The organism is Holdemanella sp. MSK.7.32 (assembly GCF_024460475.1).
Lineage (GTDB): Bacteria > Bacillota_I > Bacilli_A > Erysipelotrichales > Erysipelotrichaceae > Holdemanella.
Map to the genome: position 1 here is coordinate 1 of NZ_JANFYN010000056.1, position 12362 is coordinate 12362.

11 protein-coding genes and 1 tRNA gene are annotated in these 12362 nt (G+C 35.8%); 2 read left to right on the forward strand and 10 right to left on the reverse strand.

What is annotated here, in order from left to right:
- The first annotated feature begins 163 nt into the window (after positions 1-163).
- Complete coding sequence (locus NE544_RS10610; RefSeq protein WP_256269309.1) at positions 164-997, forward strand: HAD family hydrolase; 834 nt, start codon at positions 164-166, stop codon at positions 995-997.
- Here NE544_RS10610 and NE544_RS10615 read toward each other — a convergent pair.
- The 8 genes from NE544_RS10615 to NE544_RS10650 all read right to left on the reverse strand — a co-directional run bounded on the left by NE544_RS10615 (position 975) and on the right by NE544_RS10650 (position 9332).
- The gene (locus NE544_RS10615; RefSeq protein ID WP_158551063.1) at positions 975-1136 is read right to left on the reverse strand and encodes a hypothetical protein; all 162 of its coding nucleotides are present in this window, start codon (positions 1134-1136) and stop codon (positions 975-977) included. The genes NE544_RS10610 and NE544_RS10615 overlap by 23 nt on opposite strands.
- Complete coding sequence (locus NE544_RS10620) at positions 1114-2022, reverse strand: Fic family protein (protein WP_256269310.1); 909 nt, start codon at positions 2020-2022, stop codon at positions 1114-1116. The genes NE544_RS10615 and NE544_RS10620 overlap by 23 nt, the downstream gene beginning before the upstream one ends.
- 131 nt (positions 2023-2153) lie before the next feature.
- Positions 2154-3617, reverse strand: a complete 1464-nt coding sequence (gltX, locus tag NE544_RS10625) for a glutamate--tRNA ligase (protein WP_118116002.1) — start codon at positions 3615-3617, stop codon at positions 2154-2156.
- Positions 3618-3658: 41 nt separating this feature from the next.
- On the reverse strand, positions 3659-3922 hold the full coding sequence (locus tag NE544_RS10630; protein WP_256269311.1) for a GIY-YIG nuclease family protein: 264 nt from the start codon (positions 3920-3922) through the stop codon (positions 3659-3661).
- Positions 3923-3961: 39 nt separating this feature from the next.
- The gene (locus tag NE544_RS10635) at positions 3962-4819 is read right to left on the reverse strand and encodes a collagen binding domain-containing protein (RefSeq protein ID WP_256269312.1); all 858 of its coding nucleotides are present in this window, start codon (positions 4817-4819) and stop codon (positions 3962-3964) included.
- On the reverse strand, positions 4813-5562 hold the full coding sequence (locus tag NE544_RS10640; protein WP_256269313.1) for a class C sortase: 750 nt from the start codon (positions 5560-5562) through the stop codon (positions 4813-4815). The genes NE544_RS10635 and NE544_RS10640 overlap by 7 nt, the downstream gene beginning before the upstream one ends.
- A complete protein-coding gene (locus NE544_RS10645) occupies positions 5534-7099 on the reverse strand; it encodes a SpaA isopeptide-forming pilin-related protein (protein ID WP_256269314.1) in 1566 nt (521 codons plus the stop codon). The genes NE544_RS10640 and NE544_RS10645 overlap by 29 nt, the downstream gene beginning before the upstream one ends.
- Positions 7092-9332: a SpaA isopeptide-forming pilin-related protein gene (locus NE544_RS10650; protein ID WP_256269315.1), complete on the reverse strand. Its 2241-nt coding sequence runs from the start codon at positions 9330-9332 to the stop codon at positions 7092-7094. Before NE544_RS10650 ends, NE544_RS10645 begins: the two co-directional genes overlap by 8 nt.
- Positions 9333-9521: 189 nt before the next feature.
- Here NE544_RS10650 and NE544_RS10655 point away from each other — a divergent pair.
- Positions 9522-9597, forward strand: a tRNA-Gln gene (locus NE544_RS10655).
- Between the two features lie 201 nt (positions 9598-9798).
- Here NE544_RS10655 and ftsZ read toward each other — a convergent pair.
- Both ftsZ and NE544_RS10665 read right to left on the reverse strand, forming a co-directional pair.
- On the reverse strand, positions 9799-10908 hold the full coding sequence (ftsZ, locus tag NE544_RS10660) for a cell division protein FtsZ (protein WP_117571723.1): 1110 nt from the start codon (positions 10906-10908) through the stop codon (positions 9799-9801).
- 20 nt (positions 10909-10928) lie between these two features.
- Positions 10929-12188: a hypothetical protein gene (locus NE544_RS10665; protein WP_256269316.1), complete on the reverse strand. Its 1260-nt coding sequence runs from the start codon at positions 12186-12188 to the stop codon at positions 10929-10931.
- Positions 12189-12362: the final 174 nt, after the last annotated feature.

Here is a 12362-nt window from a genome sequence, read left to right on the forward strand (position 1 = left end):
TCAAAGATCAATTTAAAACTAACTAAAAAATCTAGTCGTTTTATATTTTCAAACTATTTCATAAAAAAACTACTTGAATTTTATATAGTTAGCTCCCCTTTAAATATTTACCTTTCTATTGTAGAATAAAAACATCATTTCGTCCAATCAGAAAGAGGTACTTATGAAACTTATATTTTTAGACGCCGACGGCACCCTATTTCATCACGAAGGCTATATTCCGGATAGTGCCATCAAAGCTTGTATTCAAGCCCAGAAAAACGGACACAAAGTCATTCTATGCACAGGAAGACAGCGTATTGAAATCTTTGGCCCGATGCTAGAAATTGACTATGATGCCATTATTGCCGGAAGTGGGGCAACCATTGAATGTGAACACAAAATCGTAGAAGAAAATGCACTCAAAAAAGAAGAAAGCCAATACCTTTCAAACTATTTATTAAAAAACAACATTCCTGCAAACTTTGAATGTTCTAATGGTATTTATGCCACTCAATATACAAAAGACACGATGTTAAAAATGGTGGAAGAACAATGTGCCGGCAAAAGTGAAGAAGAAAAAGCCAAACATGGCCATACCATTCTAACTAGCCAAATCACAGTTGTAGAAAATATAAAAGACCTTGTCTACAACAAAGTCTCCGTTATTGACAATGGGAAAACACCATACAAAAAGATCCAACAAAATCTATCCGACAAATACGATGTGATTCCGGCAACCTTTGCGCCACTAGGAAAAGAGAGTGGAGAAATCACTTCCTACCACATCAATAAAGCCACAGGCATGGATGCCGTAATCAAATACTTTCATGCCGACATTAAAGATACGATTGCACTTGGAGATGGCTTTAATGATATTCCTATGTTTGAAAAAGCACATCTAAGCATCGCCATGGGAAATGCTCCACAAGAAATCAAAGACAAAGCAGATCGAATCACAACATCACTAGATGAAGATGGTATATATCATGCCTTTAAAGAATTGAATCTAATTTAAAGAATATCCTATAGAAATCATATACGATTTCTATAGGATATTCTTTGCCTTCAATTACCGCATAGTTTCCAAAACACATTTGATCAGACACTTCCATCACAGTATATTCATTGATTTCAATTTGATTTATTATTCTCATAAGCAATTCTAAAATAATCCAAATAAGCTTTATATTTATCTTGTGCCGACAAACAAGTATCCATCAGATAGCCTCTTTCATAATCCCATTCTTTCAAGCCGCGATAATAAAACATTTTCAACTGATCATCGATTATAAATGGGACAATATTATATTTCAAACATTCTTTAAATAAAATCAATCTTCCAACACGACCATTTCCATCTTGAAATGGATGAATACGCTCAAACCTTACATGAAAATCGAGTATATCTTCAAAAGTCTTTTCTTTTTTACCATTATATTCTTTTAACAATTCCTTCATTCTACCTGGAACTTCTTCAGGAAGTGCTGTATTCATTCCTCCAACTTCATTTGGTACCTTTTTATAGTTGCCGACCACAAACCCTTCTTTTCTTAAATCACTTGTACCATTCTTCAAAGTCAAGTGTAAATCTTTAATAAAATTCTCGCTCAAAGTAGTCTTGGCATGATCAATAATCATATCAATACATCGAAAGTGATTTGCCGTTTCAAGTACATCATCCACATTCAACACTTCATTTTCTACACCAATCGTATTTGTTTCAAAAATATATCGAGTTTGATCATGACTCAAGCGACTTCCTTCAATATGGTTTGAATTATACGTTAAATCAATCTGTGTTTTATGATAAATCCCACCAGAATACTTGTTTATCTTTTGTTCCTTCAAGATATCCAATAAAGTAACAGGCTGTTCTTTCTTCTTGTTCGTACGAACAGGTTTTTTGGCATTTTCTGGAATTTTCCAAGTTTTACCGGCAATAAATGCACCATCTACACGATTCTGTGCACAATAATTTCGAACACTGCGCTCGGATATATCCCATTTTTTAGCTATTTCAGCCACTGAAAAATATCTCATAAGCAATCCTCCATCTAGTAATAGTATACCATATTATCGGCAATTTCTTATTACAGATACTTTATTATTCATTTATTTTTGCCGTTACAACGCAAAAAAAACGCCTAGATTTCTCTAAGCGTTTGTATGTTTTACTCTTCTACGATTTCACTCAAACGATCAATACCCACTTGGATACGACGTAATGTTTCATCTTTTCCTAAGATAAACGCAATTTCAATTGCTCCACCTGGAGTGAATTGTTTACCAGAAACAGCTGTACGAATTGGCCATAATACCTGTCCATTCTTCATTTCTAACTCTTTAGGAAGAGCTAATAAACATTCGTGCAATGCATCCATGCTGTCCCATTGATCAAAGGCTTCTAAAGTTTGCTTGCTGGCTTTTAAAGCTTTTAATGCAACTTCTGGAGTTGTCTTCATCTTCTTGTGACGATACATCTCTAAATCGTAATCAACTAATGTATCAAAGAAGTCAACACTTTCTTCGATTTGATTCAAGATATCAATGCGAGGTTGAATGATTTTGGCAATCTCTTTTAAGTTGTATGGTCCATGAACCGCTTTTTCCAAGTATGGACGAACTGTTTCATAATATGTTTCTTCATCCATATTTCTTAAATATACACCGTTCATCCAAGTCAATTTATCAATATCGAAAATGGCTGGTGATTTAGAAATACGGTGAATATTAAATACTTTGATCAACTCATCCAAAGTATAGATTTCCTGTTCTGTTTCAGGAGCCCATCCAAGAAGTGCGATATAGTTCATGATCGCATCCGGCAAATATCCCTTCGCAACAAGATCTTGGAAAGAAGCATCTCCATTACGTTTTGATAATTTGTGGTGTTCATCCTTCATTACAGGAGGTACGTGTACATAGGTTGGTCTTTGCCATCCATACGCATCATAAATCAAGTTGTACTTAGGTGTACTTGATAAATATTCATTTCCACGAACTACGTGAGAAATCTGCATCTGGTGATCATCAATAATGTTCGCAAAGTTGTATGTTGGATATCCATCCGATTTAATCAAGATTTGTTCATCCAAAACATCTCCATCCACTTCAATACGACCATATACTTCATCATCAAAATAGGTTTCACCAACATCTTTGATTGTTTGACGAATCACATAAGGTTCACCCGCATCCAATTTAGCCTGTACTTCCTCAGCACTCAAGTGCTTACAAGGATCATTGAACTTAAAAGAAATACCTAAGCTTTCAGCTTCTTTTCTTTGAGCCTCAATTTCCTCTTCACTACAGAAACAATAGTGAGCTCCACCTAATTTAATCAAGTCTTCCGCATACCCTTTGTACATAGGTAAACGTTCACTTTGAACATATGGACCAAAGTCTCCACCAATATCTGGACCTTCATCCCAGTTCAAACCACACTCTTTTAAAGTTTTATAAATAACATCTACAGCACCTTCTACCTTACGCTCTTGGTCAGTATCCTCAATACGTAATAAGAAGTCGCCACCTTCGTGTTTCGCAATTAAAAATTCAAATAAAGCTGTACGCAAATTTCCAATGTGCATATAGCCAGTTGGACTCGGCGCAAAACGAGTTCTAGTTTTATTCATAGTTATAATCATCCTTTCGCTCTCTATATAATAATACGAAACTACATTTCTTTCAAGATTCCTTCAATCAACTCTGACTTTTCTTTTCGAGACATTTGTTTAATTTTATATTCCAACTTTAAAGCCTTAGACTTCGACTCACAAGCCCTTACGTATACAAGCTTACAAGGCCTTCTAGACCGCGTATATTTTGCCCCCTTACCCAAGTTGTGCGTTTCTAATCTTTTATCTACATCCGTTGTATATCCCGTATAATATGTAGAATCCTTACACTCTAAAATATATACATATTGACCTTTTTCCATATGCCAATCATACCACAAGAAAAGAAAGTAGGAAAACACCTACTTTCTCAACTTTTTGTTGATCAAATGTAAAATAATCACAAGCGCAATTAAACCTAAAGTCACATACATATTACCATGATATTCAATTCCTGTTGGAACATGAATCTTCTTATTCTCAAACAAGAATTCATGATTCTCTACCTTTTTACCATCAATAAAGATTTCATCCTCCTTGACTTCCACAAATAAGACTTGATCCGATTTTTCATACCCATTAGGAGCCTTTGTCTCCTTTAAATACATCGCATCTTCACGCATTAAAATCGATAGCGTACCATTCCCTTTAAATGTCTTTAAAGATTCTGTACAATCCTTATCCTTAAAACTTGTAAACTCGATAGAATCCAAGATTTCATCCTTAGAATCTTTATCAATCTTTTTAATAATTAACTTCTCAAATGGACGATGCTTAGGATACATCAAAACATCATAGTTTAATGTATCCCCATCCCACTCTGGAACACTCACTAACATCGGACTCATTCTTTCATACTCGTTGATATTGACAGGATCAATAAAATACAATCCTTCTTCTACATCTTCAAGAACAGCTTTACCTTCTTCATCCGTGACAAGAGTTTGTCCAACAAGGGAATACCCACTTAATTTTGTACAAATTGCTTCCACTTCTTCAGCCAATAACTCTGTATTGAAGTCCACATCTAAATCTTGAAATTCTTCATTCAATACATAAAAGCCATCCACAAGCTTTGCGACTTGTACAACACGAAACTCAACATTCTCCTTCGAGAGTTCATCTACCGAATCCTGCAACTCCACGCTAATCGAGTTTGCGTTTATCGGCATAATACATGCCATCATCATTAAAATGATCAAACCAATTTTCTTCACCATTTCACCACCATTACACAAATTATTGGAATTAAAATAAAACACAATTCCCTAAAAGAATACGATTTACGCACTTCTTTCTCTTTCTTTTTAGGAAACACTCTTTTGGCCCTTACAACCAACCTTTTCGTATTGATCCCATACGGCGTACAAGTCACTAGACTCAACAAATCCCTATTCTTTTCAATACCCATATCCAAGATAGCTTCTGGCTCTACCACAATAGAATCCACCACCTCATAGACCAATTCTTTTTTACACACATGAATATAGATCAAATCCTTCTTCTTTAACTCATCCAAACGCGTAAAAAGCTTGGCACTAGGAAGGCCTCTATGACCAGTTAATATACAATGCGAATTCTTTCCGCCAACAGGAAGACTTGTAAAGTCAAAATGACCAATCCCACGATTTAATACTTCATCACTCGTTCCACGATAAATTGGTAAGTCTACATCGATCACTGGAATCTGGATGGTTGCGATTACGCTTGATGATAAAGTATTCAACATCGTTTCATACGCTTCTTTTTCTATACCCAAATACAAATTTTGATTGTAGTTCAACCCAGCATTAAAACTCGACTCTAATATGCCCTCATCCATTTTTTCTTCTTCTAAATAAAAACTTGAAATGACATTCTCTACACTTTGATGAAAGAAGAAATTTAAGATGAGTGGCAATACACAAATCAAGAAACCCAGAAAGAATAGAATCCTATTCTTCCCTTTTCTTCTTACATACATACACCATAATACCAGCACCCGTTAGTACACAGACAATCGTTCCCATAGATCCAGTGACCGGTAATTTAGAACCCGTTTGATTCACTACTTTTAAAGCTACACTTAAATCATTCGTACTCGCATTTAAATGCGTATTAAAACTTGTTGCCGATAGAGAAACCAATCCCTCTCCATTCGAAGTATAGTTATTTCGATCCGCTACAAATGTAGGGGTAATTTGAATCTCAATAGCTTCCTTTAATAAAGTATATCCATCCGGTGCCTTGATTTCCTTTAAATAATACGTTCCCTGATCTAAACCTTGAATCACAAACTCACCCTTTGCGTTGGATACAATCTCTTCATCTACACCATTTGAAACTACATATCCATTTGTGCTTTTCTTTACCTTTACTAAATCACTCAAATTCGAATCACGATACAACTTAAATGTAGCCCCATCAAGTTTGACATCCTTCTCATTTGTCTTTAAACCCCTCACCTGATATGTATAGCACACAACACTATCCCAAGGCGTTTGTCCTTTCGAATTCGTTTGCGGATCATTTGAGAAATTTAATCGTACCTTATTTTCAAAACCCTTTTTTGAAATCTTTGTGGCTGCCAAATCATTTAAATATGCATCATACGTAAACAAGATTGGATCTCCTTGACTACCAAGTCCTTTAAAATCATGGAATGTAACTTTAAATCCAGTTGAAGTCTTAGTAACACTATATTTATCAGCAGAAATAAGAGTATCCTTGACCTTTACTTGAATACTATCTTCTTTTAAAGATAAACTTGGATCCATTTCATCCTCAAACTCTAAAAAATAAGAAGCATATCCACTCATATCCGGCACTTTCGATTCATACTTATAGGGAATGTCCTGCATAATCTCAAAATCACCCACATCATTCCAACCTATATTGTTGTCATCTTCATAAATCTTCTTTACAATACTTGGATAATCCGACTTAATTTGAATCATTGCCTTAGGATTTGCCGTATTGACCATCGTCATAGAACTTGCCGCATGAGTATTGGATACATTGGTAATTTCATCAATCAAATAGAAACCATATTCCAACTTATCCAACGTAATATTTCCATTCACATCGCAACTCTCTACATTCACAATACGAGCTTCCATAGAAGATATCGCATTTTGAATCGATTCAATAAACGTACGATATTCACTTTGACTTCCTTCGTTATCTAAAGACATCATATATTCCACTACATCTTGATCCGATACCGTTTTAGATATACTACTTGATACAAGCTCCTTGATTTTAGATGCATATACGCTATTTAAAGTATAGTGAATCGAAGTATTGTCCTTTGAATTTGTCGCATCAAATAATTTATATACCTTAAACGACTTACCCTGCATGGATTGATTTTGATTTGCCTGAATCACAATACTCGCATTACCCTCATTAAAATTTGCCATTCCATGCACAACGGAAACACTTGTTTCTTTTGCACTCACAGGACTTGTGACCATTGCCAACATCAATAGTCCTGTATAAATTAAATTTCTTTTATTCATGATTTCTCCTCAACATTAAATAGGCACCTACAACCACACACACCAAACTCATACTAGAACCTGTATGTGGAAGCTTTGTCATTCTTTCATTCACAAACTCCAAGTTCACACTTCCATCCGCATATAAGCCATCTACTTTTTCTTGATCCACATACACATCATATTGTCCTTTAACCGGTATAAAATCCGTTTTTATACAATACACACGATCTATCTTTTGATAGCCACTTGGCGCCTTTATTTCTTTTAAATAATACGTTTCCCCATTCTTTAAATCCGCAAAAGATACAACACCATCAACCGTACTCTTCTCATCAATCTTTTCTTTACACTCACTGTCTTTAAATAATCCAAATACAGCACCATCCAGTAATTGCTGCATATTGTTTTTCTTTACGATCTTCAATTCAAAAGGATTCACCTTATTTGAAAATGTAATGACAGGATCCACTCCAGAAATACTTCCATCACGCAACACTTCAAATTCAATAGGCTGAATATCCAGGGCATACCCATCTAGAGTCTTAAACTCGGTTAATGTATGTTTTCCTTTTGTCAGACCCATCCACTCAATTTCACCTTTATCATTCGTCTTTTCTTGTAAAGGAAAAGGTAAGTTTGGCATCGTATGCTTAAACAGGACATTTGGCAACGGAATTTGCGTACCCTCCTGTACTTTGACTAGCTTTAAACGGTTCACTGTATCTTTCACACTGAATGTCTTAAATGCACTAATATGTTCAGACGTACTACTTGTACGATCTAACTTTTGTACATGTACTGTGCTATCCAATAAATACCCCTGTGGAGGATCGATTTCCTGAACCGTAATCGTACCTAATGGTAAACATATCTTTCCATTCAGATCCGTATAGAAGGCATCACCACTTACTTTATACGAATCTTCCATCAGAATCTTGCCCGTCTTATCTGTCTTTAATATCCAGCTACGTATTGGTAAAACACCTAAACTTGCTGGATCCTTATCATAAAGACCTCCATAAAACTTAAATTCATACTTCGCATCTTTTAAACTGGCCATACCCTGCGCTTTATTACCTGTTTGGGCATCTTGTTTCACCAAAACTAAATCCACAAGATTGGTTTGTGGAACATCACGCACTTCGATTTCTTGAACCGCTTGATCTTCAACCTTAACCGTATAGATTGTTGTATCTTTTTGATAGCCATGCGGCGCTAGTATTTCATTAATGTAGTAAGTACCAATATCTAAATCTTCAATCACATTGGACTTGCCTGATTCGTCGATTTTAAATTCACCAATCTTTTCTTTACACCCAGAATCTTTATACAATCCATAAAGAGCCCCAGAAAATGTATAGGATACATTCGATTGATTGATCTCATTCTTTGAGCTGACCTTTAAAAGCTTTACTGAACCTGTAGGCACATATACACCATATGCCAACTTTTGAAGCGGCGTTAACACCCCTTGCCAGTTATAGGCAGACCCAGCTACATCTACTAAATAGGTTGAATAATTTTTAACACTTGGCTTTGCGGTGATTTCATTCCATAAACCACCCACTACTTTATTCCAGTGATACCCATCATTACTTGCCTTACTGATACAATTCGAACTATACGCATTCGATACAAGTTCACTTGTAAGTACAATTGCTCCACTGACGCCATAACGAGATGTTAATATGTCTCCAGGACCGTTATAGCCATAGTACAAACATTTCTTTAAGTTCTCATTTTCAACTAAATATGGATCGGAAGTCACATCTCCTGCTGCAGGAGATGCATTCAATCCTTGCGCACAAAATGCTTCATGCGAATTCGACAATTTCCATATTCCATTCGCAATATAGTAGCCAGGCTTTTCTTCATACCGATGATGACTCATACTTACTACACTACTCGCTCTAGATTCCATCACATCTACAGTCGTTTCAAATCCTGCACTATAGCGATCTAAAATCATCAAGCCATTCTTGATCAAATACGCATCCGAATAGTTATCATAAAAGTCTTCACTTAAAAAATAAGTTGAATCACAATAATCTAATAAACCATACTCACCCGCCTTAGCTTTTCGCAATTCAATAAATTCATCCGTATTGATATTTCCCTTTTTATACTCCTCCATCATCTCCATTTCTTTTAAACTCATTCCATACGTATCCATCGTGTTGGCACGAACAATACTTAAAGAAAGAATAAATACTATAAGAATACTCATACATATATAAATCTTCTTTTTCATTCCTTCACCTCCCATTTATATATTCTTTTCTTCTCACCTATTATTTTGACAACCCAATGTGAAAAAGACATTAATTCCAAGCATTTCCTTACGATACTTCCTATCTTGTCTAAAACGCAAAAAAACAAGCGTTTTACATAAAAAACACTTGTCAAAAAATCACAAATCGTGTATTATAAATAGGCACATTGGGGTATAGCCAAGCGGTAAGGCATCAGACTCTGAATCTGACATTTCCTTGGTTCGAATCCAAGTACCCCAGCCATGCCTATTACAGAGAAGCAATTCTCTGTTTTTTTTATACTTTTTTCTTAGATTACCGACATTTTGATTGTATTACCGTCATTATTTTGTCGGTAATGAATGATCAATTAAGCTATATGACTTAATTATCACCGAATTAAGTTGTTTGGCTTAATTAGACATAATAAAAGAGAGCCTTTACTAAGCTCTCTATATGTATCTATTAACGATTGAAGAAGAAGTTAGGAATTTGTTCATCATCACTTGTGTTATTTTCAACACTAGTTACAACACCTGGGTTAACAGGCGCTTGGATTTTTGGTTCTGTGAACAATGTATCATTCGCAACTTGTTTAATTACTGGTTCACTACGTCTTTTACGTTGTTTTTCTTTTGGTTCTTCAAATCCAGTAGCGATAACTGTAACGATGATCGCATCACCTAATTGTTCGTTGATTGCGATACCGAAAATACAGTCAACATCTCCACCAGCTGCATCTTGAATGACAGCTACAGCGTTTTGTGCATCAAATAAGCTAACTTTGTCACCACCAGTGATGTTTACGATAGCTGATTTAGCACCAGAGATTTGTGCTTCCAATAATGGTGATTGGATAGCTTTTTCAGCAGCAGAGATAGCTTTGTCTTCTCCTTCTGCCATACCAATACCGATCAATGCACGACCTTGGTTTTGCATAACGCTACGAACGTCCGCAAAGTCTAAGTTTACCAATGCTGGAACAGCAATCAAGTCAGAGATCGTTTGAACACCTTGACGTAATACGTTATCTGCAGCTTGGAATGCTTCTTCGATTGGTTTACGACCAATCACATCTAATAAGTTGTCATTTGAAACGATGATCAATGAGTCAACATATTTTTTCAATTCTTCAATACCATCTTTGGCATTGTTTGCACGACGACGACCTTCAAAAGTGAATGGACGAGTTACAACGGCAACTGTTAAAGCACCTTCTTCTTTAGCAATCTTAGCGATTAATGGAGCAGCACCCGTACCAGTTCCACCACCCATACCAGCAGTGATAAATACCATGTCGCTTCCTTTTACAGATTCGCGGATTTCTCCTTCACTTTCTTCAGCAGCTTTACGTCCATATTCTGGATTTCCACCAGCACCTAAACCTTTAGTTGTTTCTTTTCCTAAAACGATTTTGTTATCGCAAGGAGAGTTTTTCATAACTTGTACATCTGTGTTGCAGATATAGAAATCAACACCCTTAACACCATCAGCAACCATGCGGTTAACAGCGTTGGATCCACCACCACCAACACCAAATACTTTAATATTTGCTACTTGATTAAATTCAGTCATATAATATTTTCCTCTCTTTTTTATTCTTCATCTGCTAAAATAGCATTCTTTAACTTCTTCGTAAATCCACCTTCACCAGTATGCGCCTTTTGATTAATAGAATCAATGCTTGCTTCTAATTCATTATTGTTTGCACTAATTCTGTCATCATGGTGAATACGGTTGATGTCTTGCCAAGCATAAGCCATACCTAAACCACACACAAATGCACCATCTCTTGCACCAATGGCTTGTTCTTGATAGATCATTGCGCTCGCATTGAATGATTTATCTAGATCCTTCAATACGGGAATGTTACTTCCTTGTCCTGTGATCACATATCTTGATTTTCCTTGGCGAACAATTGGTAAACATGCATCATTGACAGCTGCAATCCATTGACGAATACGAGGTAAACAAGCCTTCGCTAATTCATTGGCCGTAATCTCAACACGCATATCTTCTCTTTGTTCAATATAAACGATCACATCACTGTTTTCATCTTCTTGGCCCGAGAAAATATTCTGCAACAATCTGTAACATACATCATCACTTAACTTATATTTTCTTTGGATATCTTCAATGAACCATAAGTATCCATAATCCAAAGTTGTACAAGTCATTAAACGACCTGTACTAAATAAAGCTAAAGTAGAGTGATTCTGTTCCAAATCAATTTGGATTGTGACTCTTTCTGTGCTCTGTGCCAAAGCCGCAGTTTCTTGACCAATCGCAAATGAATCTACACATAGATCCAAGATTTCAAGATTTGCCTGTTCCACACAATGAGCATACGAATAGATCGTTTCCTTGTCGGCATATAATAAATCTACATCCATAACGAAATCTTCACATTCCTGATTTAATGGAAGTTTTTGACTTACTTGTCCATTGACTTCATAAGTCACCTTATTCGCATTGACAAATTCTACATCTTCATTCAATCGTTTTTGAATGGCGTTTTTAAATCCTTGCTGAATATGGAACAAACGAATATTTTTTGTACCATCTTCAATCTGAACACGCACCTTTTGTGAGCTACGCATTACATTTACACTAGGAACAGCCAATAAGACACGCTCAATTCGATATCCTAAAGCTGCCTGTGCATTCGTTATAGCTTGACGAATGGCTGTAACAATAGCACTTTCATCGACAATCTTTTGATTTTTATCTACACCTGAACAAGCAACTCTTTCTGTTCTTAAAACGTTGTAACGAGCTTCAAATATCTCTAAAACGATAAGACGAATCTCTTGATCAGCAATTTCGATAGCCGCATAAACTCTTTTCTTACTCATTCGACGTCTCCTTTTACATACTACTAATCAATAATACCATATTTGAAACAAAAATAGAAGATTCTCTTTTTAAATTCAACAATGAAAAAAGGGCCAGCACAAGCCTACCCTTCTAATTTGACTATATAAAAATAGTTGGGGTCTAGATACGCTATAAGATTACATAGGGTAATG

Excerpts from the sequence above, each read along its gene's own strand:
- NE544_RS10610 (WP_256269309.1), top strand. The coding sequence starts at position 164 with ATGAAACTTATATTTTTAGACGCCGACGGCACCCTATTTCATCACGAA.
- NE544_RS10615 (WP_158551063.1), bottom strand. The coding sequence starts at position 1,136 with ATGAGAATAATAAATCAAATTGAAATCAATGAATATACTGTGATGGAA.
- NE544_RS10620 (WP_256269310.1), bottom strand. The coding sequence starts at position 2,022 with ATGAGATATTTTTCAGTGGCTGAAATAGCTAAAAAATGGGATATATCC.
- gltX (WP_118116002.1), bottom strand. The coding sequence starts at position 3,617 with ATGAATAAAACTAGAACTCGTTTTGCGCCGAGTCCAACTGGCTATATG.
- NE544_RS10630 (WP_256269311.1), bottom strand. The coding sequence starts at position 3,922 with ATGGAAAAAGGTCAATATGTATATATTTTAGAGTGTAAGGATTCTACA.
- NE544_RS10635 (WP_256269312.1), bottom strand. The coding sequence starts at position 4,819 with ATGGTGAAGAAAATTGGTTTGATCATTTTAATGATGATGGCATGTATT.
- NE544_RS10640 (WP_256269313.1), bottom strand. The coding sequence starts at position 5,562 with ATGTATGTAAGAAGAAAAGGGAAGAATAGGATTCTATTCTTTCTGGGT.
- NE544_RS10645 (WP_256269314.1), bottom strand. The coding sequence starts at position 7,099 with ATGAATAAAAGAAATTTAATTTATACAGGACTATTGATGTTGGCAATG.
- NE544_RS10650 (WP_256269315.1), bottom strand. The coding sequence starts at position 9,332 with ATGAAAAAGAAGATTTATATATGTATGAGTATTCTTATAGTATTTATT.
- ftsZ (WP_117571723.1), bottom strand. The coding sequence starts at position 10,908 with ATGACTGAATTTAATCAAGTAGCAAATATTAAAGTATTTGGTGTTGGT.
- NE544_RS10665 (WP_256269316.1), bottom strand. The coding sequence starts at position 12,188 with ATGAGTAAGAAAAGAGTTTATGCGGCTATCGAAATTGCTGATCAAGAG.